Source organism: Pseudoalteromonas sp. TP27 (genome assembly GCF_056470645.1).
Window position 1 is genome coordinate 23,791 of sequence record NZ_JARDAK010000022.1, and the last position, 23,186, is coordinate 46,976.

General features: G+C 39.4%; 19 protein-coding genes. 13 read left to right on the top strand and 6 right to left on the bottom strand.

Going from position 1 to position 23,186, the window contains the following annotated elements:
* Positions 1–3: 3 nt before the first annotated feature.
* From yidD to rpmH, 3 genes are all read right to left on the bottom strand, one after another.
* Positions 4–279, bottom strand: coding sequence for a membrane protein insertion efficiency factor YidD (gene yidD / locus PX700_RS18715; RefSeq protein ID WP_479521545.1), 276 nt, complete (start codon positions 277–279; stop codon positions 4–6).
* 129 nt (positions 280–408) lie between these two features.
* Positions 409–831: a ribonuclease P protein component gene (gene rnpA, locus PX700_RS18720; RefSeq protein WP_007377653.1), complete on the bottom strand. Its 423-nt coding sequence runs from the start codon at positions 829–831 to the stop codon at positions 409–411.
* 7 nt (positions 832–838) lie between these two features.
* Positions 839–973, bottom strand: coding sequence for a 50S ribosomal protein L34 (gene rpmH, locus PX700_RS18725; RefSeq protein WP_004335215.1), 135 nt, complete (start codon positions 971–973; stop codon positions 839–841).
* A 518-nt stretch (positions 974–1,491) separates the two neighbouring features.
* Here rpmH and dnaA point away from each other — a divergent pair.
* From dnaA to PX700_RS18770, 9 genes are all read left to right on the top strand, one after another.
* Entirely contained in the window at positions 1,492–2,880 is a 1,389-nt protein-coding gene (gene dnaA, locus PX700_RS18730; RefSeq protein ID WP_010555148.1) for a chromosomal replication initiator protein DnaA, read from the top strand.
* Positions 2,881–2,893: 13 nt separating this feature from the next.
* Positions 2,894–3,997 carry a DNA polymerase III subunit beta gene (dnaN, locus tag PX700_RS18735; protein ID WP_024599960.1) on the top strand — a complete coding sequence of 368 codons (1,104 nt, stop codon included), beginning with the start codon at positions 2,894–2,896 and terminating at the stop codon, positions 3,995–3,997.
* Positions 3,998–4,012: 15 nt separating this feature from the next.
* Positions 4,013–5,107 (top strand): DNA replication/repair protein RecF, encoded by a 1,095-nt coding sequence (recF, locus tag PX700_RS18740; RefSeq protein WP_479521546.1) that lies wholly within the window; start codon positions 4,013–4,015, stop codon positions 5,105–5,107.
* Positions 5,108–5,119: 12 nt separating this feature from the next.
* Positions 5,120–7,546 carry a DNA topoisomerase (ATP-hydrolyzing) subunit B gene (gene gyrB, locus PX700_RS18745; RefSeq protein WP_479521547.1) on the top strand — a complete coding sequence of 809 codons (2,427 nt, stop codon included), beginning with the start codon at positions 5,120–5,122 and terminating at the stop codon, positions 7,544–7,546.
* Positions 7,547–7,681: 135 nt separating this feature from the next.
* Positions 7,682–8,584 (top strand): glycine--tRNA ligase subunit alpha, encoded by a 903-nt coding sequence (glyQ, locus tag PX700_RS18750; protein ID WP_007584197.1) that lies wholly within the window; start codon positions 7,682–7,684, stop codon positions 8,582–8,584.
* Between the two features lie 2 nt (positions 8,585–8,586).
* Positions 8,587–10,656 (top strand): glycine--tRNA ligase subunit beta, encoded by a 2,070-nt coding sequence (gene glyS, locus PX700_RS18755; protein WP_479521548.1) that lies wholly within the window; start codon positions 8,587–8,589, stop codon positions 10,654–10,656.
* A 74-nt stretch (positions 10,657–10,730) separates the two neighbouring features.
* On the top strand, positions 10,731–11,180 hold the full coding sequence (locus tag PX700_RS18760) for an early set domain-containing protein (protein ID WP_479521549.1): 450 nt from the start codon (positions 10,731–10,733) through the stop codon (positions 11,178–11,180).
* 24 nt (positions 11,181–11,204) lie between these two features.
* A complete protein-coding gene (locus PX700_RS18765) occupies positions 11,205–12,569 on the top strand; it encodes an AAA family ATPase (RefSeq protein WP_479521550.1) in 1,365 nt (454 codons plus the stop codon).
* 2 nt (positions 12,570–12,571) lie between these two features.
* Positions 12,572–13,507 (top strand): hypothetical protein, encoded by a 936-nt coding sequence (locus tag PX700_RS18770; RefSeq protein WP_479521551.1) that lies wholly within the window; start codon positions 12,572–12,574, stop codon positions 13,505–13,507.
* On the opposite strand, the gene tusA is transcribed toward PX700_RS18770, so the two are convergent.
* The 3 genes from tusA to fadB all read right to left on the bottom strand — a co-directional run bounded on the left by tusA (position 13,500) and on the right by fadB (position 17,392).
* On the bottom strand, positions 13,500–13,742 hold the full coding sequence (gene tusA, locus PX700_RS18775; protein WP_024592278.1) for a sulfurtransferase TusA: 243 nt from the start codon (positions 13,740–13,742) through the stop codon (positions 13,500–13,502). The genes PX700_RS18770 and tusA overlap by 8 nt on opposite strands.
* Before the next feature lie 316 nt (positions 13,743–14,058).
* Complete coding sequence (fadA, locus tag PX700_RS18780) at positions 14,059–15,228, bottom strand: acetyl-CoA C-acyltransferase FadA (RefSeq protein WP_008171997.1); 1,170 nt, start codon at positions 15,226–15,228, stop codon at positions 14,059–14,061.
* A 4-nt stretch (positions 15,229–15,232) separates the two neighbouring features.
* Positions 15,233–17,392: a fatty acid oxidation complex subunit alpha FadB gene (gene fadB / locus PX700_RS18785; RefSeq protein ID WP_479521552.1), complete on the bottom strand. Its 2,160-nt coding sequence runs from the start codon at positions 17,390–17,392 to the stop codon at positions 15,233–15,235.
* A 193-nt stretch (positions 17,393–17,585) separates the two neighbouring features.
* On the opposite strand from fadB, the gene PX700_RS18790 reads away from it, so the two are divergent.
* The 4 genes from PX700_RS18790 to PX700_RS18805 all read left to right on the top strand — a co-directional run bounded on the left by PX700_RS18790 (position 17,586) and on the right by PX700_RS18805 (position 23,162).
* Positions 17,586–19,472, top strand: coding sequence for a transglycosylase SLT domain-containing protein (locus PX700_RS18790; RefSeq protein WP_479521553.1), 1,887 nt, complete (start codon positions 17,586–17,588; stop codon positions 19,470–19,472).
* A 116-nt stretch (positions 19,473–19,588) separates the two neighbouring features.
* Positions 19,589–20,911 (top strand): Xaa-Pro dipeptidase, encoded by a 1,323-nt coding sequence (gene pepQ / locus PX700_RS18795; protein WP_479521554.1) that lies wholly within the window; start codon positions 19,589–19,591, stop codon positions 20,909–20,911.
* An 88-nt stretch (positions 20,912–20,999) separates the two neighbouring features.
* On the top strand, positions 21,000–21,614 hold the full coding sequence (locus PX700_RS18800; RefSeq protein WP_479521555.1) for a YigZ family protein: 615 nt from the start codon (positions 21,000–21,002) through the stop codon (positions 21,612–21,614).
* 96 nt (positions 21,615–21,710) lie between these two features.
* The gene (locus tag PX700_RS18805) at positions 21,711–23,162 is read left to right on the top strand and encodes a TrkH family potassium uptake protein (RefSeq protein ID WP_121953916.1); all 1,452 of its coding nucleotides are present in this window, start codon (positions 21,711–21,713) and stop codon (positions 23,160–23,162) included.
* Positions 23,163–23,186: the final 24 nt, after the last annotated feature.

The window sequence follows — 23,186 nt, forward strand, 5'->3', positions numbered from 1 at the left end:
CTCTTATTTCTCGTGTTGGTGGTTAATATGGGTTAATTTTTCAGGAACGGGGTCGTCTCCGCCTGAATGTAAAGGATGGCATTTTAATATGCGTTTTAAAGCTAACCAACTACCTTTTACCGATCCATGCAATTTAATTGCTTGAATAGCATAACTAGAACAGGTTGGATTAAAACGACAATGCGGACCTAACAGCGGGCTAATCCACTTTTGATAACCGCGGATAAATAACACTAAATAAAAAGTTGGTAAAGCAACAAGTGGTTTAAGTAACCTCATGATGTTTATGCCCCTACTTAAGTTTAGTGAGATAGATATCATGTATTTAAAGACTCAATTAGAAAATTTAAATGCATGATTAAAAGGTGAGCTAAAGATACATTAATTAACCCTGCAATTCTATTGCAATTAGGTTTGTTTATTAGATTTAGCTGATTTGTTTGGGCGTTTCTTAAAAGGTGGCGGTTTAGGTGCACCTGGTTTACAGCGTTCGTTAATTTTTCGCCATAATTTAGTAAGTTGTTTGGTTATTTCTTCATTAGACTGTTCATCAATACCATTTTTAACCATAAGCACAATATCAATATTATCGATGCTGTGTTGATTTAAACGAAAACTTTCGCGAGCGAGACGTTTAATACGGTTTCGTTGGCATGCCTTTTTTACACGTTTTTTAGCAACAGTAAGACCTAACCGAGGTTTATCTTGGTCATTTGGTTTAGCTAATAGAGTAAAGAAAGGAGTTGCAGCCCGAGCGGGTTCATTAAATATGCGAGAGTAATGCGAGGGAGTTAACAGACGTAACTCCCTGCCAAAGCTAAAGTCTTCCACTTATAAATTAAGCAGAAAGAACTTTGCGGCCTTTAGCGCGGCGACGTGCTAATACTTTACGGCCATTTACAGTTGCCATGCGAGCACGGAAGCCGTGTGCACGTTTGCGTTTTAAAACGCTAGGTTGAAAAGTTCTTTTCATAACAATCTCATCCGATCGGTTAAAGTTAAAACATCCTATACAGGTCGCGATCCTGGCATAGGTGCCATTGCGAGCGCGAGATATTATAGAGTAAGTAATGTAAAGTCAATCATAATTACGTTAAGGGTATATAACCCACCTACTACTATATAAGAGATCATATAAGGCGATCTGTTAGGATCATCATAAATAAGAAGTTTTCCACAGCCCCTGTATAAAAAGTGAATAAAAGCAGGGGAAAAGTAAATTGGATCGTAAATTTGGTTCGCGATCTTGGTGTTATTTTGTTATGATCTCCTCTCAGGATCTAAAATAAAAACTGTTTTAAATCAGCTTGTTAATGATTTTATACATCGATATCAACAATTTTATAAAAATCAATCTTTTACTTGTGGATAAAGTGTCTTCATAATACGCGGTCTTGGGTCGCTTATTGGACCATTTGAACGCAATAAATGTATGATTTATAATCATTAATGATGTGCGGGAATAAAAATTATATCTCTGGGAGTTTAACTGTGTATCTGTCGGTTTGGCAAAGTTGTTTATATGTATTGCAAGATGAGCTGCCTTCGCAGCAATTCAGTATGTGGGTAAGACCGCTACAAGCAGAAAGTACCGAAGATACCTTAACGATTTATGCACCTAATCGCTTTGTGCTTGATTGGGTGAGAGAAAAGTACCTAAATAGAATTAACGAATTACTAGTAGAAATTTGTGGTGTTGAAGCACCAAAACTACGTTTTGATGTAGGTAGTAAACCTTTATTAAATGCACAAGCTGCACCGGTTATAGAAACTCAATCGGCACCAAGTGCACACGCTTCAGCAAAACAACAGCCTCGCGAGCAAAAGCCAGTTGTTGAACCTGCACCTAAGTCAGGTTACAAATCTAACATTAAAGAAAATTATACTTTTGACAGTTTTGTTGAAGGTAAATCAAACCAATTAGCAAAAGCTGCGGCCACACAAGTCGCCGACAATCCTGGCTCTGCTTTTAACCCTGTATTTATATACGGCGGTACTGGTTTAGGTAAAACTCATTTATTACATGCGGTAGGTAATGGCATTATGGCAAATAAGCCAGATGCTAAAATTGTTTACATGCATTCAGAACGCTTTGTTCAAGATATGGTAAAGGCACTACAAAATAATGCGATAGAAGAATTTAAGCGTTATTACCGCAGTGTTGATGCATTAATGATCGATGATATTCAATTTTTTGCTAACAAAGAGCGTTCACAAGAAGAGTTTTTTCATACCTTTAATGCATTGCTCGAAGGCAACCAACAAATTATTTTAACCTCTGACCGTTACCCTAAAGAGATTGAAGGCGTTGAAGACAGGCTTAAATCACGTTTTGGTTGGGGATTAACAATCGCGATAGAGCCACCAGAGCTTGAAACGCGCGTTGCTATTTTGATGAAAAAAGCCCAGCAAAGTAAGATTAACTTACCACACGAAGTTGCCTTTTTTATTGCCAAAAAATTACGCTCGAACGTACGTGAATTAGAAGGTGCACTTAACCGTGTAATTGCTAATGCTAACTTTACGGGTCGTCCAATTTCTATCGATTTTGTAAAAGAAGCGCTACGCGATTTACTTGCCTTGCAAGATAAACTGGTTACCATAGACAATATTCAGCGCACCGTTGCTGAGTACTATCGAATTCGTATATCAGATCTGTTATCTAAGCGCCGCAGCCGCTCTATAGCGAGGCCGCGCCAAGTAGCTATGGCATTATCTAAAGAATTAACTAATCACAGCTTACCTGAGATTGGTGACGCATTTGGTGGACGCGATCATACGACCGTATTACATGCATGTCGTAAGATAAAATCACTGCGTGACGAAAGCCACGAAATTAAAGAAGATTACCAAAACTTAATAAGAACATTGTCATCTTAGGGCTGACTTTATTATGCAAATAACAATATCAAGACAACAATTTTTAAAGCCATTGGTGCAAGTGTCGGGCGCAATAGAGCGCAAACACACGTTGCCAATTTTATCTAACGTTTTGTTAGTGGTAGAAAACGGACAACTTTCAATGACGGGTACTGACCTTGAAATTGAATTAGTTTCTGGCGTATTTGTAGGTGATGATATTGCCGATACAAAACTAACGTTACCCGCTAAAAAGTTACTCGATATTTGTAAAAGTCTACCAGATGGTTCAGACATTACTTTAAGCTTGCAAGAGCATCAATTACTTTTGACCAGTGGTAAAAGCCGTTTTTCATTAACGACTTTATCGGCTGATGATTTTCCTAACTTAGAAGAGTGGGACGGAGAGGTTGAATTTCAACTAACTCGTTTAGAGCTTCGTAAGTTACTCGAAAGCACGCATTTTTCGATGGCAAATCAAGACGTACGTTATTACTTAAATGGTATGTCGTTTGAAGTAGATAATACCGACATAAAAACAGTAGCAACAGATGGCCACCGTTTAGCTATAGCGCAAAAGCAATTAACGCAATCGCTTAATACGCAGCGCCAATTAATTATACCTCGCAAAGGTGTGCAAGAAATTATGCGCCTTATGGTCGCTGATGACGAATTGGTAACAATTCAGTTTGGTGCTAACCATATCCGTATTATTGATCTTGAGTTTACATTTACAAGTAAACTAGTTGATGGGCGTTTTCCAGATTACCGTCGTGTATTACCACGTGGTGGCGACAAAGTAATTACAGCTAACCGAGAATGGTTACGTAATGCGTTTCAACGTGTGTCTATTTTATCTAATGAAAAGTTTCGTGGCGTACGCTTAAACTTATCAAATGGTTTATTAAAAATTACGGCCAATAACCCAGAGCAAGAACAAGCTGAAGAAGTTGTTGAAGTAAGTTACGAAGGTGCCGACCTAGAAATAGGGTTTAACGTGTCTTACGTATTAGACGTACTTAACACATTAAAAACAGAAGACGTACTATTTACATTAGCCGACTCAAACAGCAGTGCATTAATTGAAGGTGCAGGCGATGAAGAAGCAATGTACGTTGTTATGCCTATGCGTTTATAAGACTATAAATATATAATGAGCTTAAGTCATTTGAGCCTCAAATATTTTCGTAATATTGAGGCGCTGACGCTAGAACCAGTTAACGGCGTTAATATAATATATGGTGAAAATGGCAGCGGAAAAACCAGCCTTTTAGAGGCTATCTATTACCTTTCTCACGGCAAATCTTTTCGCACTCCAAAACACAAAAGTATTATCGCGCATCAGCAAGAGCAGTTTGTAATTCACGGGCGCAAAACAATACACGACTTATCTATTCCTATTGGTATTAGCAAAACTCAAACGGGTGATACTAATTTAAAAATTCAAGGTAAGGCGAGCCGTAAAATATCCGAACTAGCTCAACTCATGCCAGTGCAAATTATTACACCAGAGAGCTATTCTTTATTTTTTGGTGGGCCTAAAGAGCGCAGAAAGTTTTTAGATTTAGGTTTGTTCCACGTGGAACATGAGTTCTTTTTTTTATGGCAATCGTTCAATAAAGTACTTAAACAACGTAATGCATTGTTAAAAACTAAGCCCAAGAATTATTTTGACCAAATTAAGTTTTGGGACAAAGAATTTGTTAGACTGGCTGAAGAAATAAATAAATTAAGATTGGCGTATATAAGTAGGTTTAAGCAGCAGTTTTTTGATAAAATGTGTGCAGAATTAACGCTTGTACGTGATTTAGAAATGACCTTTAACGCAGGTTGGAAAGAGACTGAATCTCTTGCAGATGCGTTAGAGCAAAACTTTGAGCGAGATGCTCGCCAAGGGTTTACAAGTAAAGGCCCTCATAAGGCTGATTTTAGTTTTAGTGTCGCTGGCAACAGTGTAGAGAATACGTTCTCACGCGGTCAATTAAAGTTACTATTGTATGCGTTAAAAGTTACGCAAAATAGCTTAATTGAGTCAGAGACAGATAAGCAATCTATATTGCTAATAGATGATCTACCTTCAGAGCTAGGCGAAGATACAAAAGAGAAAGTGGGTCAATTACTTGCTCACTGCAGTTCTCAAATTTTTATCTCTTCAATTTTGTCTGAAAGTATTTCTGCTGTGGTGGAACCCATGCAACGAGAACTACAAATGTTCCACGTGAAACATGGCAACCTAATAACAAGATAAGTGGGATTAACCATGTCTGAGAATTATGACTCGTCGAGTATTAAAGTACTTAAAGGATTAGACGCAGTAAGAAAGCGTCCTGGAATGTATATTGGGGACACCGATGATGGCACAGGCTTACACCACATGGTGTTTGAGGTCGTTGATAACTCGATCGATGAAGCCTTAGCAGGTCATTGTGATGATATTTACGTAACGATTCACTTAGACGGTTCTGTCTCAGTACGAGATAACGGTCGTGGTATCCCAACTTCTATTCATGAAGAAGAAGGCGTATCAGCAGCCGAAGTTATTATGACGGTACTTCATGCCGGTGGTAAGTTTGATGATAACTCTTATAAAGTATCAGGTGGCTTACACGGTGTTGGTGTTTCTGTTGTAAATGCACTTTCAGAAAAACTAAAACTTACAGTTCGCCGTGAAGGTAAACTTCATGAGCAGTTTTACACTATGGGTGTACCAGATGCACCTTTAGCAGTTATTGGCGACTCTGAAACTACTGGTACAGAACTACGCTTTTGGCCAAGTGGTGAAACATTCACAAACTTAGATTTTCATTACGAAATTTTAGCTAAGCGTTTACGCGAGCTTTCATTCCTAAATTCAGGTGTGAGCATCATTTTAAATGATGAACGTGAAGAAAATAAATCTGACCACTTTAAATACGAAGGCGGTATTCAAGCTTTCGTTGAATACTTAAACCGTAATAAAACACCTATACATAAAGGTGTATTCCATTTTACTCACGAACGTGAAGAAGATGGTATTAGCGTTGAAGTATCAATGCAGTGGAATGATGCATACCAAGAAAACATTTACTGTTTCACAAATAATATTCCACAACGTGATGGTGGTACTCACTTAGCCGGTTTTAGATCAGCGCTAACACGTACACTTAATAACTACATGGAAAAAGAAGGCTTTAACAAAAAAGCTAAAACAACCAGCAACGCTACCGGTGATGATGCCCGTGAAGGCTTAACGGCTGTTGTAAGCGTTAAAGTTCCTGATCCTAAGTTCTCATCGCAAACTAAAGACAAGCTCGTTTCAAGTGAAGTTAAGTCTGCAGTTGAACAAGCAATGGCTGAAAAATTCACTGAGTTTTTATTAGAAAACCCAACTGATGCCAAAATTGTTGTAGGTAAGATTATTGATGCCTCACGTGCTCGTGAAGCAGCGCGTAAAGCCCGTGAAATGACTCGACGTAAAGGTGCAATGGACTTAGCTGGTTTACCAGGTAAGCTAGCTGATTGCCAAGAAAAAGATCCAGCCCAATCTGAACTATACATAGTGGAAGGGGACTCTGCTGGCGGATCAGCCAAGCAGGGACGTAACCGTAAAAACCAAGCTATTCTTCCACTTAAGGGTAAAATCTTAAACGTAGAAAAAGCACGCTTTGACAAAATGTTATCTTCGCAAGAAGTAGCAACGCTAATTACTGCATTAGGGTGTGGTATTGGTCGCGACGAATATAACCCTGAAAAGTTACGTTATCATCGTATCATCATCATGACCGATGCGGACGTGGATGGTTCTCATATTCGTACGTTACTACTAACATTCTTCTATCGTCAAATGCCTGAAATAGTAGAACGTGGTTATATTTATATTGCTCAACCACCACTTTATAAAGTGAAAAAAGGTAAGCAAGAGCGTTACATTAAAGATGATCCTGCACTAGTAGAGTACCTAACATCGCTTGCACTTAATAATGCAGCCTTATATCCAAGTGCAGATGCATCTGCGCTAGAGGGTGAAGCATTAGAGTCAATAGTTCACGATTACCAAAGTACAGTTAAGGTTATTGAGCGTTTAAAACGTAAATACCCTAATACGGTAATGGAACGCTTAATCTATCAAACAGAGTTAAAAACTGATGACCTTTCTGACGAAGCAAAAGTAATTGCTTGGACAAAAGAGTTAGTTGATGACCTGATTGCACGTGATGAAGATGCGACTATTTTCCATGCTGGTACAGAGCATGACACCGAGCGTAATATGTATTATCCGGTTGTGAATATTCGTCAGCACGGTGTTGATAAAGCGCACGTACTTCATTATGACTTTATTGCGTCACGTGACTACCAACGCATTGCTGTGACTGGTACTAACATCGCAAACATCCTTAGCGAAGGTGCATATATTCAACGTGGTGAGAAAACAAAACCTGTTGATAACTTTGTGGATGCTTTGGAATGGTTGATCACAGAATCTAAGCGTGGGATCTATATTCAACGCTATAAAGGACTAGGCGAAATGAACCCTAGCCAGCTGTGGGAAACTACAATGGATCCTAGTGCTCGTCGCATGTTACAAGTAACTATTGAAGATGCTGTTGGCGCGGATCAATTGTTTGCAACCTTAATGGGCGATCAAGTTGAGCCTCGTCGTGAGTTTATTGAAAATAATGCACTACGTGTAGTTAACCTAGACGTGTAAAAATATTACTTACATTGAAAAAGGAGCCTAATGGCTCCTTTTTTATTTTCTACACAAACTGCTTAAAACCTGAGTGTACACACGGTATACTAAGGGTAATTTTCACGCTACTTCTTAGATAGTAAAAAGCCAAATATGCAAAAATATGACGTAAAAACCTTTCAGGGTTTGATCCTGGCTTTACAGGATTATTGGGCGCAGCAAGGCTGTGTCATTATTCAACCACTTGATATGGAAGTGGGCGCAGGGACATTTCACCCGCAAACATTTTTAAAGTCTATTGGTCCAGAGCCAATGGCAAGTGCATACGTGCAACCGTGTCGTCGTCCTACCGATGGTCGTTACGGTGAAAATCCAAATCGCTTACAACACTACTACCAATTTCAAGTAGTTTTAAAGCCATCGCCAGATAACATCCAAGAGCTTTACTTAGGTTCTTTAGCGGCTATGGGTATCGATACACTAACTCACGAAGTTCGCTTTGTAGAAGATAACTGGGAATCACCTACATTAGGTGCCTGGGGCTTAGGTTGGGAAATTTGGTTAAACGGGATGGAAGTAACGCAGTTTACCTACTTTCAGCAAGTTGGCGGTATTGAATGTTCGCCTGTAACAGGTGAGATTACTTACGGCCTAGAGCGTTTAGCAATGTACATTCAAGGCGTAGATAGTATTTACGACTTAGTTTGGGCAGACGGTCCACTAGGGCGTGTAACATACGGCGACGTGTTCCATCAAAATGAAGTAGAGCAGTCTACTTATAACTTTGAACACGCAAACGTAGAAGACTTATTTGCTCAGTTTGATAAATGCGAAGCAGAAAGCCAAAAGTTAATTGAAGCAAACTTACCACTACCAGCTTACGAGCAAGTAATGAAAGCATCGCATGCATTTAACTTGCTAGACGCACGCCACGCTATTTCGGTAACAGAACGTCAACGTTATATTTTACGCGTACGTGCGTTATCTAAAGCGTGTGCACAAAGTTACTATGACAAACGCGAAGCGCTTGGTTTCCCGCTGTGTAAGGATAAGTAAGCATGTCAGCACAAAATTTATTAGTAGAAATTGGCACCGAAGAGTTGCCACCAAAAGCACTGCGTAAACTAGCAGAAGCCTTTGCAGCAAACTTAACTGCAGAGCTAGAAACATTAGAGTTAGCACACCAAGGCGTAAGTTGGTATGCATCGCCTCGTCGTTTAGGTTTACAAGTAAAAGCGCTTGAAGCTAAGCAACAAGACAAAGAAGTTGAAAAACGCGGTCCAGCAACTAAAGCAGCATTCGACGGTGAAGGTAACCCAACAAAAGCAGCAATGGGTTGGGCACGTGGTTGTGGTATTGAAGTAAAAGATGCACAAACACTTGAGACTGATAAAGGCGCATGGTTATTGCACATTGCTAAAGTAGCAGGGCAAGAAACCAAATCGCTAATGACGGGTGCAATTACTAAAGCGTTAGCTAAATTACCAATTCCTAAGCCAATGCGTTGGGGCGCGAATAAAACACAATTTATTCGTCCTGTGCATACAGTAACTATTTTATTTGGTGATGAGCTACTTGAAGGCGAGATCCTTGGTAAGCAAATAACTAACCAGCTTCAAGGTCATCGTTTTCATCACCCAGAAAAAATTAGTATTAACCATGCGGATGACGTTTTTGACGTACTTAAATCGGCTTACGTTATTGCCGATTACGAACAACGTAAAGCACAAATTCGTACGCAAATAGAAGAGGCTGCAAAAGCAGTTAACGCTGTTGTTGCTATGGATGAAGATTTACTAGAAGAAGTAACATCACTTGTAGAGTGGCCAGTTACTTTAACGGCAACATTTGAAGAAGCATTTTTAGATGTACCAGCCGAAGCGTTAATTTACACCATGAAAGACGATCAAAAATACTTCCCGTTATTAGATCAAAACGGCAAACTTTTAAATAAGTTTTTGTTTGTATCTAACATCGAAAGTAAAGATCCAAGTGTAGTTATATCAGGTAACGAAAAAGTAGTACGCCCGCGTTTAGCTGACGCACAGTTCTTCTTTGAAACAGATAAAAAGAAAACACTAGAAAGCCGATTAGAGTCGCTTGATAGTGTATTGTTTCAAAAGCAACTTGGTACGCTTAAAGATAAGTCTGCGCGCATTAGTGAGCTTGCAGGTTATATCGCTGAGCAATTAGGTGCTGATAAAGACCTAGCACAGCGTGCAGGCTTATTAAGTAAAACAGACTTAATGACTGAAATGGTAATGGAATTTACCGACGTACAAGGTGTAATGGGAATGCATTACGCTCGCCACGATGGTGAAGCTGAAGATGTAGCCGTAGCGCAAAACGAGCAGTACATGCCACGCTTTGCAGGGGATAACTTACCAACAAACTTAATTAGCTGCGCAGTAGCGATTGCTGATAAGTTTGACACGCTGGTGGGTATTTTTGGTATAGGCCAAGCGCCTAAAGGTGACAAAGACCCATTTGCTCTTCGTCGTGCAGCTATTGGTGCACTGCGCATCATGGTAGAAAAAGAACTACCACTTGATATTTTAGACCTAGTAGCTAAATCGCAAACATTGTTTGGCGACAAGTTAACTAACTTAAATGTATCAGCTGATGTATTTGAATTTATGCTAGGGCGCTTCCGTGCGTGGTATCAAGACGAAGGTATAGAAGTAGACGTAATTCAAGCAGTGCTTGCACGTCGTCCAACTAAACCTGTTGATTTTGATCGCCGTGTTAAAGCGGTGAGTCACTTCCGCACATTAGACGCAGCAGAAGCGCTTGCAGCCGCTAATAAGCGCGTAAGTAATATTCTGGCTAAAAACGACATTACCAGCCAAGGTAACGTTGATGAGAGCTTATTAAGCGACGACGCCGAAAAAGTATTGGCATCACAAGTAGCAAAGTTTGCAACTGACCTTGCACCACTTTACGCAGACGGTAACTACCAAGAAGCATTAAGCCAATTGGCGGGTATTCGTGAAAGTGTTGATAACTTTTTTGACAACGTAATGGTTATGGCCGACGATGAAGCTGTTAAGCAAAATCGTCTAGCGCTATTAAGCCAGTTAAGCGGATTGTTTTTAGGTATTGCAGATATTTCTGTTTTACAAAAATAACACCGATTAGCAATTTTAAAAGCCAGCGTTTTGCTGGCTTTTTAGTTTTCACTGTACGCAAAGGATACCCATTGATGATTTCTATGAAACGAATTTTAACCTTAGCAATTGCTGGTTTACTTACCGCATGTACTAGTCAAATTTCGATTAACGATGTATTGCCACAGCAAGAGCTTGACCGCACAATTTACTTACGTGGCGACTTTACATTGTGGGATGCAGAGGCCCAGTATCAGTTTGCGCCAGTTGGCCCTGCGCTTTATCAAGCACAAGTTAAATTTTCGACGCCTGGTAAAGTGTACGAATTTAAAATAGCCGATGCCGATTTTAGTGAAGGTTACAACTGCGGCTACAGCGATGCACAACCAGAAGGGCAGAAACTAACACTCGGCCAGCCAGCTATCGCAGACTGTAATACTATTTATAACTACTTTAGTTACACGCCAGCAATAAAAGGCACGTACATAGTAAGTATTGATTACAGTGACTACGACAAACCACAAGTGACGATAACGAAGAAATAAACTCCAACTACAATGAGGCTATGTATGAAAAAGGAATTATGTGTACAAAAATTAATTATTGAAGGATTGCATGGTGTTTATTCCTATGACCTAGATTTTAAATCGAACTTAAATATATTATATGGGGAAAATGGCTCAGGTAAATCTACAGTCCTGCACATTATAGCTAACATTCTCAATTGGGATTTTGCAAAGTTTGTTAGCTTAAATTTTCAATATATATATGCATTTTTTGATGATCAAAGCTATATAGAAATTATAAGATTCAAGGACGAGAATGACGATGATGCACACTTCTTTATTACTGGCGGTTATAAAGATAGTTCAGAAAAGTTGAACTTTAGCGAGTCAGAGGCGATCGATCTACTAAAAGGGGTAAACAAAGATAGGGGCATAATTACTTTTGAAAAAGAAATAACGCATCCGTTACAAAAACGAATAGATAAATTTTGTCATCAAACAAGACTAAAAAAAGTGAATACGTCTTACTTTCCTGCTTTTAGAACTATGCTTGAGGCTTGGAGTCATAAAAAATCGCCAAATCAGGTTGAAAGTTTTGCTAGAGAGATTTTTGGTCACTTTTTACCTCAACTAAATTATCCAACACCAGTTTTTGTTGAGGAGAGTTTAGGACGGCAATACCATCGAGCACTGTACAATTTGAGTGAGAAGGAAAATGAAATATTTTCTGCTTCGTTCTTAAAAATGTTATCTAAAGTAACAAATAAGTCATCTGTTCCGATTCATGATGCTATTAATACTATCGAGAAGTTTGAATTACATTCTAAGAAATATCTCAATTCTATTAGCTTAGAGTCATCATCTAAAATTAATGCGATTTTAGAGAGTGTTAAAAATTTATGTAAAGAAGAAGCTGAGGGAGAGAACGATTCCTTGTCGGGTGCATTAGAAGTTTATCTAGAAGCATTAGAGGAGATAAACTTATATAAATATAATTTATTCTCAAAAATAGATACATTTATTAACAACGTTAACTTTTTCCTGAAAAATAAAAAGTTAAAGTGCTCAATCGAACCTTTAGATGAAGATAGAGAGAGTTCGAATACAAAGCTAGCATATAGCCGAGTTCGAGTCGGTTTTGACGTTGGTACAAAAGAGCTGTGTAAATCTATAGACCTTTCTTCGGGAGAAAGGCAAATATTGACAATGCTTTGGGCTGTAAATCAAGTCGTTGATAATACAGTAGTATTAATTGATGAACCTGAAATTTCCTTGCATATTGATTGGCAAGAAGATTTAATAAAAAAAATGGGAGATGGTCTAAAAAGTTGTCAACTCATTATCTGTACACACTCTCCGGCAATTGCTGCTGACTATGATGGCTACATGCAAGAAGTAAAGCCGACTTTACTTAAGCACGGTAAATAATTATGTTAAGTAACAGCGCTAATGATATTCCTAATTACATCGCGAAAGTAAGGATTAGCAATCGAAAAAGAGTATTGGTCGAAGGTCGAGATGATAGATCTCATTTAACTAATTTGCTTGATGTCCTTTTGGAGGAGCATTCAATAAAAATCGATGTGGCCGAGGATATTAAGGGTGATTGTCGAGAAACCTCCAAAAATAATAGAGCAAAAATAGATAAAGTGCATGAATTGTGTCGGGAGTCTGAACCCCATCAAAACTTGTTTTATTTAATCGATCGTGAATTTTATGGATTTGAAATTGATGATAAAATAAAGGATATTTTGAATGGTGAGCATGAAACTATAGGGAATTATAATAGAACGGTAGGCCATTCTTTTGAAAACTACTTTATTGATTTTGAGCTTATTTCTGATGCATATAAATACTTATGTGGCTCTGAGTATAAAAAACCAGCAATCATACTTTTCTCTGCATTATTTCCAGATGCTTTAAAAATAATTACAGCCCTTAGTTTTGCTTCGAAAGATATAAATAAAGCAACATATTCAATAGGTAATATCAAATGGGAAGATTTTGAAATAATAGATGAAAAATTATTTTTTGATATAGCTAAATGGTCAAATAATACAGATAACGCCTTATCTGCTCCTTTTCAGGATGCGTACAATAGATATCTCCCTTTAGTGAATAATACTCCTGACTATATATGTAATAATGTTTGCAGAGGGCATACAGCTATGATTTTTATTCAGCGTATTTTTTCAAAATGTTTATTCATTGTAGGGGAAGACAAAGATTTAGCTTTACGACATGCCAATAATTTTTCTTCTATTAAAGAGCATGCAATTTCAAGTGCTCTTTCTGAGGCTTGGGTTCGAAAGATTAGTTTAGGAAGTATGAACTATCCAATAAAGTTAATAAATGCTTTCATATAAGTCCTTTCTTAACCACATATCTATACGGTGCTTCTTCTGCATCTTTAGCCACCAGCGTGTGATCCATAAACGTACAAAAACTCGGAATATCGCGGGTGGTTGATGGATCATCAGCAGTTATTAATAACGTTTCACCATCACTCATTTTACGAATTGCAGCGCGCACCATCATTACTGGCTCTGGACAGCGTAGGCCAATGGCATCTAATTGGTGATCGGGGTTATCAAAGCTCATAATAAATTGGCCTGTTTAATTAAAGTGATTACTGTGTACGCGAGTGCTTAGGTATAGCAATTAATAAGTTTGGAAGTTTAACGCAATTTTAAGTGTAATTTAACTATTTTACTTAGATCTAGATCAGCATTTTATTTAATGCTTTTAGCAGCTTCAAAATGCTTTATTTAATAATACGCCCGATCACATAATTACGCAGTTACATGCTTGTTTGATAAAAGGTCGTTTTTATAAATAGAAGCTAATAAAAAAGGCGAACTGAATAAAATCAGTCCGCCTTTTTAATCACCAAGATGGTTTTACATGTTTAAACTAATTAGTCTTGAACACGTTCAAATACAGTGGCAATGCCTTGGCCTAAACCAATACACATAGTTGCTAAACCGTATCGTACATTTTTGTCTTCCATTAAGTGAATAAGCGATGTGCTAATACGCGAACCCGAACAACCCAGTGGGTGACCAAGTGCGATTGCGCCGCCATTTAAATTCACTTTTTCGTCAACAACATCCATTAACCCTAAATCTTTCATTACAGGTAATGATTGTGCTGCAAAGGCTTCGTTAAGCTCTACTACGCCTAAGTCATCAATTGTAATACCGGCTTGTGCAAGTGCTTTTTTACTTGCTGGTACTGGGCCGTAACCCATAATTGATGGATCGCAACCAGCCACTGCCATTGCTTTAATGCGCGCACGAATTGGTAAGCCAAGCTCTTTAGCTTTTTCTTCGCTCATTACTAACATTGCAGATGCACCGTCAGAAAGTGCAGAAGACGTACCGGCTGTTACCGTACCCGATGCAGGATTAAACACAGGGCGAAGCTTTGATAGGCCTTCTACTGTTGTTTCTGGACGAATTACTTCATCGTCTTCAACTAAGATAAGAGAACCATCTGCTGCGTGACCTTCCATTGCTAAAATTTCGCGACGAAAACGCCCCTCAACAGTTGCAGCTTGTGCACGTTGATGTGAGCGATATGCAAATTCATCTTGTTGCTCACGGCTAATGCCATGAAGCGTTGCAAGGTATTCTGCTGTTAAACCCATAGAGCCCGAGGCTTGTGCAATTGATGTTGCTAAGCCTGGGTGAAAGTCGTTGCCGTGAGTCATAGGTACGTGGCCCATGTGCTCAACACCACCAATTAGGTAAGTGTCGCCAGCGCCGGTCATTATTGCGCGTGCTGCGTCATGTAATGCTTGCATTGACGAGCCACATAAACGGTTAACCGTTACAGCAGGTACGCTGTGCGGAATACCGGCAAGTAATGCTGCGTTACGTGCTACGTTAAAGCCTTGCTCTAATGTTTGTTGTACACAACCCCAATAAATATCGTCAATTGATGCTGGATCAACTGCTGGGTTGCGATCAAGTAAGCCTTTCATTAAATGTGCGCTTAAGTCTTCAGCACGTTTATGTTTGAATACACCACTTTTAGAGCGACCCATTGGTGTGCGGATACAATCTACAATTACTGGATTATTCATGATATTAACCTTCCACCTTATAGAAAACACGACCTTCTTCGGCCCACTTGCGAGTTTGCTCAGATACTTGGTAAATCGCACCTAGGTGAGCGTATTTGTCTGCTGCTGCAACAAAGTTAGCTAAACCAGTTTGATCTAAGTAACGGAACGCGCCGCCTCTAAATGGAGGGAAACCAACACCATAAACTAATGCCATATCTGCTTCTTGCGGAGAGGCAACAATGCCTTCTTGCAAACAAAGTAGCACTTCGTTAATCATTGGAATCATACAACGGTCGATGATTTCTTGTTTATCAAATTCTTTTGGTGCGTCTGTAATTGGGCTTAATAGCTCAACTGCTGTCTTGTCATGAGACTTTTTAAGACGACCGCGACGATCTGTTTCGTATTTGTAAAAACCGGCTTTGTTCTTTTGACCAAAACGTTTTTCGTTGGCAAAAATAGTCACAGGGTCTTTATCAGCACGCGCCATACGTTCAGGGAAACCGTCAGCCATTACGCCAGTACAATGGAACGCCGTATCAATACCTACAACATCAAGTAAGTAAGCCGGACCCATAGGCCAGCCAAATACGTTTTCCATTACTTTATCTACTTTTGCAAAGTTAGCGCCTTCAACCACTAATTTGCTAAAACCTGCAAAGTAAGGGAATAAAACACGGTTTACAAAAAAGCCTGGGCAATCGTTAACAACAATTGGTGATTTACCTAATTTAAGCGCGTAATCAACTACTGCATTAATTGTTTTATCTGAGGTTTTTGCACCACGGATAATTTCTACTAATGGCATTTTTGGCACTGGGTTAAAGAAGTGCATACCACAGAAATTTTCTGGCTTATCTAGCGCTTCTGCTAGTAAATCAATACAAATAGTCGATGTGTTTGAAGTAAGTACAGTGCCTTCTGGCATGTTCTTTTCAAGATCAGCGAGTACTGCTTGCTTAACTTTAGGGTTTTCTACAACGGCTTCAACAATAATATTGGCGCTTTGTAGGTCTGAATCGTTAAGTGTTGGTTTGATTTTGCTAAGAGTTGCCAACATTTTTTCCATTGGCATGTGGCCACGCTTAACTTTTGCACCTAATAACTTAGACGCTTCACCCATACCTAAATCAAGCGCATCTTGTTGGATGTCTTTCATTATAATAGGTGTGCCTTTATAAGCAGACTGGTATGCAATACCGCCGCCCATAATACCTGCACCTAATACAGCTGCTTGTTTAATTTCTACATCGCTGTGCTTAGCAAATTTACGTGCTTTACCTTTAATGTATTGGTCAGCTAGGAATATACCTGTTTGAGCTGCTGCTTCTGGTGTACGTGCTAATTTAGCAAAGTTGGCATTTTCGATTGCCATTGCTTCATCGCGAGTACAGTTTGCCGCTGCTTTAATGGTACGTACAGCCATAACCGGTGCAGGATAGTGGCCTTTGGTTTTACCCATTACCATACCTTCTGCCATTGCAAAGCTCATGCCTTGCTCAACACGGTTTAATTTAAGTGGCTGTAGTTTTACGTTACGTTTTGCTTGCCAATCTAGCTTGCCAGCAATCGCAAGTTCAAGAGTTGATATACTTGACTCTAAAAGTTTGTCAGTACTAACTACCGCGTCAAACGCACCTACTTTAAGGGCATCTGCTGCGCGGTTTTCTGCGCCTGAGGTAATCCACATCATCGCGTTATCGGCGCCAATGATACGTGGTAAGCGCACTGTGCCACCAAACCCTGGCATTATGCCAAGTTTAACTTCTGGTAGGCCCATTTTAGCTGTTTCGCTTGCCACACGATAATCGGTAGCAAGTGCCCACTCACAACCACCGCCAAGTGCCATACCGTTTATAGCGCTTAGAGTTGGGAATGGTAAATCTTCGATTGCGTCGAAAATATCGGTCGCATTTTTGATCCACACTACTAATTCTTCTTCAGGTCTAGTAAATGTAGGTAAAAATTCGAAGATGTCGGCACCAATAATAAAGTGCTCTTTATCACTGGTAAAAATCATGCCTTTGATATCAGAATTGGCTGCTAGTTCTTTTAATGCTGCTGCGCAATCTGAAAGAGTTTTTTGAGATAATGTGTTTACAGAACCTGTAGCACAAAACTTAAACTCGGCGATGTTTTCCTTTAGGAAGCTAACTTCAAAGGAATCGCTTTTATATAACATTATTATTCTCCCTAGTTGACGAACTAAGACTGGTACGATGAGTTTGCATTTTATTCAGTGTGCTTGCTTTAAATTAAAAATGCAACGAAAAATTTAACTTGGTTACAATCGATTGGTTAAAATATAGCTGGTTTGGTGCTAAGGTGGTTGAAAAGTTTTTATTCACTACTTTAATTTTCTATTAAAGGACACTATGAAAAAATATTTATTAAGTGTTGTGGCAGCTGCATTCATTTTCCCTCTTTATTCTGCCGAGGCAAGTATCGATAACGATACATTTTTAGATGCCGAAAAAAAAGTAAGGTACGGAAGCTACCAAGACTTTAAAGAAGCGGTTAGTGGCTTAAATCATCCGTTGAAACCTTACGTTGAAAAAACATACTGGCAGCGCCATCCAAATATTAAGTATCAAGCAGAGATAGAAGACTATTTAAATATATATCAACATACTCCGCTTGAGTGGCCGGTACGTAAAGCATGGTTAGAGTATTTAAAAAAGAAAAACAAAAAAGCAGCTTATATTCGTAATTACCGTGAAACGTCTAATACTGAGCTTACCTGTACTTATTTAGATTTTCAGCTGGATTTGGGCGCACCTGAAAAAGCAATATTTAATCAGGTAACCGACCTATGGGCTGTGGGTAAGTCACAACCAAATGAGTGCGATAGTTTATTTTCACAGTGGCGTAAAAAAGGCTACATGAAAGAAGAAACCGTTTGGAAGCGCGTTACACTTGCCGCAGATGGCGGTACACAAAGCTTACTACCTTATTTAAAAACACTGTTACCTAAAAATGAAAGCTACTTAGCAGATTTATATTTAAAAGTACGTAAAGATCCAAGCGCTGCAGCTGGATTATATAGATATAAAAATAAGTCAGCTAAAGAAGGCCAAATAGCACTTTATGGGGTTAAGCGTTTAATATGGCGCGATAAAGAGCTTGCTTTGAAGGCGTGGGAAAAGTTAGAAAAAATATTTAAGTACAGTGATGAGGAAAAAGCGGGTGTGTATTACACCTTTGCGTTGTCACTTGCTTCAAGCGGGCATAAACAAGCGAGCTTTTGGCTAAATAAAGTGCCAAAAGAGCGACTAGACAGCAAGCTTATTCAATGGCAACTGGGCAATATGCTCAAAACCCAAGATTGGGAAGGTATCGCTGCGTTTTTTACAGGTAAAGAAAACTTAAGCCTTGGCCAACAATATTGGCTAGCTTACAGCTATGCAAAACGTGGTGAGCAACAAAAAGCCGACGACATTTGGAAAAAAGTTGCAGCTAATCGCGATTATTACGGTTTTTTAGCAGCTGCGCGTTTGGGTTTGCCCGTTGATTTAAACAATCAACCTTTAGCGGTTGATAAGGTACTTGTAGATAAAGTAAGTAATGCACCGGGTTATAAGCGTGCAAAAGCACTTTACGATATTGAGCGCTTTACGTCGGCGCGCCGTGAGTGGAATTACTTAACGGATACCTCTAGCGACGAAGAAAAACTAGCTGCATCACAGTTATCTACCGATTTAGGTTGGCACGACAGCACTATTTTTACTTTAGCAAAAATTAAAGCGTGGGATAACGTAGAGCAACGCTTTCCGTTTGCTTTCCAAGATGTATTTGAGCGCTACAGTAAACGTAGCAAAATAGATGTTGCGTGGAGCATTGCTATTGCAAGGCGTGAAAGCTCTTTTGCACCAGATGCACGCTCGCATGCTAATGCGCGTGGTTTAATGCAGTTATTACCAAGTACGGCAGACTATGTAAATAAAGGCAGCGTTACGAGTAGTCGTTTATATCAACCTAAAACAAATATTAGGTTGGGTACGAGTTACCTCCAGTACTTGAAAAAGAAAAACCACGGTAACGAAGTGCTTGCTACGGCATCTTATAATGCAGGGTACCATCGTATAAAGCGTTGGTTACCTGATGAGGCTATTCCGGCTGAGTTATGGGTAGAGCTTATTCCATATCGCGAGACCCGTGATTACGTAAAAAATGTATTTGCGTATAGACAGGTTTACCATACTAGAATGGGTCGAGAGGGCAATGTACTCGCGCCGCTACTGGAAATGAAAATGGGCGGTTAGTAAACATAAGTTTAAAGTAGAGGGGATATCTAATGCGTTCAGATATCCCCTTTTTTGAGCGCTTTGCATATAAGTGGTAGACTCAGAGCAAGTTAAATTTAACAGATGGATTAACAATGGATAAATTAGCCGTTTTATACGCCGAACATATTGCAACACTGCAACAGCGTACTCGTACTATTTGTAGCAGCGAAGGGTTAGAAGGATTAGTCATTCATTCAGGCCAAGCTAAGCGCCAGTTTTTAGATGATATGTATTATCCATTTAAAGTTAATCCACAGTTTAAAGCGTGGTTACCTGTTATCGATAATCCGCATTGCTGGATTGTGGTAAATGGCAGCGACAAACCAAAACTAATATTTTATCGCCCGGTAGATTTTTGGCATAAAGTGCCAGACGAACCTCGTGATTTTTGGGCTGAGTACTTTGATATAGAGCTATTACTACAGCCTGATCAAGTTGAAAAGCTATTACCATACGACAAAGCTAAATACGCCTACATGGGTGAATACATTGAAGTAGCGCAAGCACTTGGTTTTAGTATTATGAACCCTGAGCCTGTACTTAATTATTTTCATTACCACCGCGCTTATAAAACGCAGTACGAGCTTGAATGTTTACGCAACGCTAACCGCATTGCAGCAGATGGGCATAAAGCTGCGCGCGATACATTTTTTAATGGCGGCAGTGAGTTCGATATTCAGCAAGCGTACCTAATGGCAACACGTCAAAGCGAAAATGAAATGCCGTACGGCAACATTGTTGCGCTTAACGAAAACTGCGCTATTTTGCATTACACCCACTTTGATCCAAAAGCACCACACACTCATAACTCATTTTTAATTGATGCCGGTGCAAACTTTAATGGTTACGCTGCTGATATTACCCGAACTTATGATTTTAAAAAGCAGGGGGAGTTTGCTGAGCTTGTGCAAGCAATGACTGTTCAACAAATCGAGTTAGGTAAAGGTTTAAAGCCAGGCATGCTTTATGGTGATTTACATGTTGAGTGCCATAACCGTATCGCACAGATTCTAAGTGATTTTAAAATTGTTAATTTACCTGCTACAGAAATTGTTGAGCGTAAAATTACCTCTACTTTCTTCCCGCATGGACTAGGGCATCACCTTGGTTTACAAGTGCATGATATGGGCGGTTTTATGAGTGACGAAAAAGGCACTCATCAGCCATCGCCAGAAGGTCACCCGTTCTTGCGTTGTACTCGTCGAATAGAGAAAAACCAAGTGTTTACTATTGAACCGGGTTTATACTTCATTGATTCACTGCTTGGTGATTTAGCACAAACCGATAATAAGCAGTTTATTAATTGGGAAAAGGTTGAGTCATTTAAACCATTTGGCGGTATTCGTATTGAAGATAACATTATTGTTCACGAAGATAGCTTAGAAAATATGACACGAGATTTAGCGCTCGATTAATTCTAGTTAACACTAATTAGTTGATACACGTTAAAATACGTACATTATTTAAAGGGGCCTTTTGGCCCCCTTTTTACAAGTTTAAAATATGTCTGAATATAAATATCCCGCTGCTGACGTTTTTCATCAAGAAGAAATTAAAAAAAGTACGTTTATAGTTCACATTGCACATACCCCCGATTTAAATTCAGCTAAAGCATTTATTAAAAGCATTGAAGAAAAGTATAGCGATGCCCGTCATAACTGCTGGGCACATGTAGCAGGCAACCCCGGTGGCAGCCATGTTTATGGTTTTTCGGACGATGGTGAACCAAATGGCACTGCAGGAAAGCCTATGTTAAATGTGCTGGTGGGCTCGGGCCTTGGCGAAATCACAGCTGTAGTCACACGTTACTTTGGCGGAATAAAATTAGGTACAGGCGGATTAGTACGTGCTTATGGTGGCTCATTAAATAATGCATTAGTAAAATTGCAAACAGTACTTAAAGTTCCCAGTGTTGAAATTACAGGGAGTAGTGAATACAGCATGCAAGGTGCTATAGAGCAATTATTAAAAACAAAGTATCAAGTGCTTAATATTGATAAGCAATTTACTGCTAATATTGAATGGGTGATTACAATAGATAGCCGCGAAGCTCAGCAAGCAATCAAAGATATTTTTGATTTAAGTCACGGCGTAGTTGAGTTAACTATTAAAGAGTAATAACCTACACAAATTACATGTAATGCATACAGACTCTATTTAATTTGGCTGATACGACTCAGCCTGAATTTACTAATAATAAAAGCGACAAGCTAAATGCAATTTCGTACCATCATAAAAATTCTTGGCCAACTTGTTGCGCTGTTTAGTATTACCATGGTGCCCCCGGCACTGGTGTCTTTAATATATAAAGACGGTGGTGGTGTTCCTTTTGTTTTAGCATTTATCTTCAGTGTTGTTATTGGCATGATGGCTTACTACCCAAATCGCCACGAAAACGGTGACTTAAAAGCACGTGAAGGCTTTTTAATTGTTGTTTTATTTTGGTTGGTACTTGGGGCGTTTGCGTCCTTACCGCTCATATTTTTACAAGAACCTAATCTATCGCTCGCCGATGCGGTGTTTGAAGCATTCTCTGGCTTAACAACCACCGGCGCTACAGTACTTACCGGTATTGAGTATTTACCCAAATCAGTATTGTTTTATCGCCAGCAACTCCAGTGGTTTGGCGGTATGGGTATAATCGTACTCGCTGTTGCTATACTCCCCATGCTAGGTGTTGGTGGTATGCAGTTATATCGTGCTGAAATACCAGGGCCTGTAAAAGATTCCAAAATGACCCCGCGAATTGCCGATACAGCAAAGCACCTTTGGTATATTTATGTGTCGCTGACTATTGCTTGTATGCTGGCTTATTGGGCTGCAGGAATGGAGTGGTTTGATGCTATATGTCATGCATTCTCAACGGTGGCGATAGGTGGTTTTTCTACTTACGATGCCTCTATGGGGCACTTTGATAGCCCTGTTATTAACTTTATTTGTGTGTTCTTTTTAATTATTGCCGCCGTTAATTTTTCTTTGCATTACGCCGCTGTGGCGAGCCGAAACGTACAAGTTTATATTCGAGACCCTGAGTTTAAGGTGTTTTTGTGTATTCAATTAGCGCTGGTGGTTATTTGTTTTACCGTACTTTCCTCTAATGAAATATTTGCTAATGGTGATGAAACCCTCGATCAGGCATTATTTCAGGCTGTTTCTATGAGTACAACGGCAGGCTTTGCTACTGATAACTTTTCAACTTGGCCTTTGTTTTTACCTATTTTACTTATATTTTCGAGCTTTATTGGTGGCTGTGCAGGCTCTACCGGTGGTGGTATGAAAGTAGTCCGCGTATTCCTACTTTACTTGCAGGGTGTGCGTGAGCTCAATCGTTTGGTTCATCCTCGTGCTATATATTCAATCAAGCTGGGTAGAAAGGCGCTGCCAGATAAAGTAGTAGAAGCTGTATGGGGGTTTTTCTCTGCTTATGCGTTGGTGTTTATTATTATTATGTTAGCGCTTATGGGCACGGGTATGGATAATATAACGGCGTTCTCAGCCACTGCTGCTTGTTTAAATAACTTAGGCCCCGGCTTGGGTGATGTAGCATCGCATTATGGCGCTATAACCGATGGTGCTAAATGGCTACTTACCATTGCAATGGTGTTTGGTCGCCTAGAAATATTTACTTTATTAGTATTATTTACGCCTACTTTTTGGCGTGGATAAAACTTATAACCTAATCTTTACTAA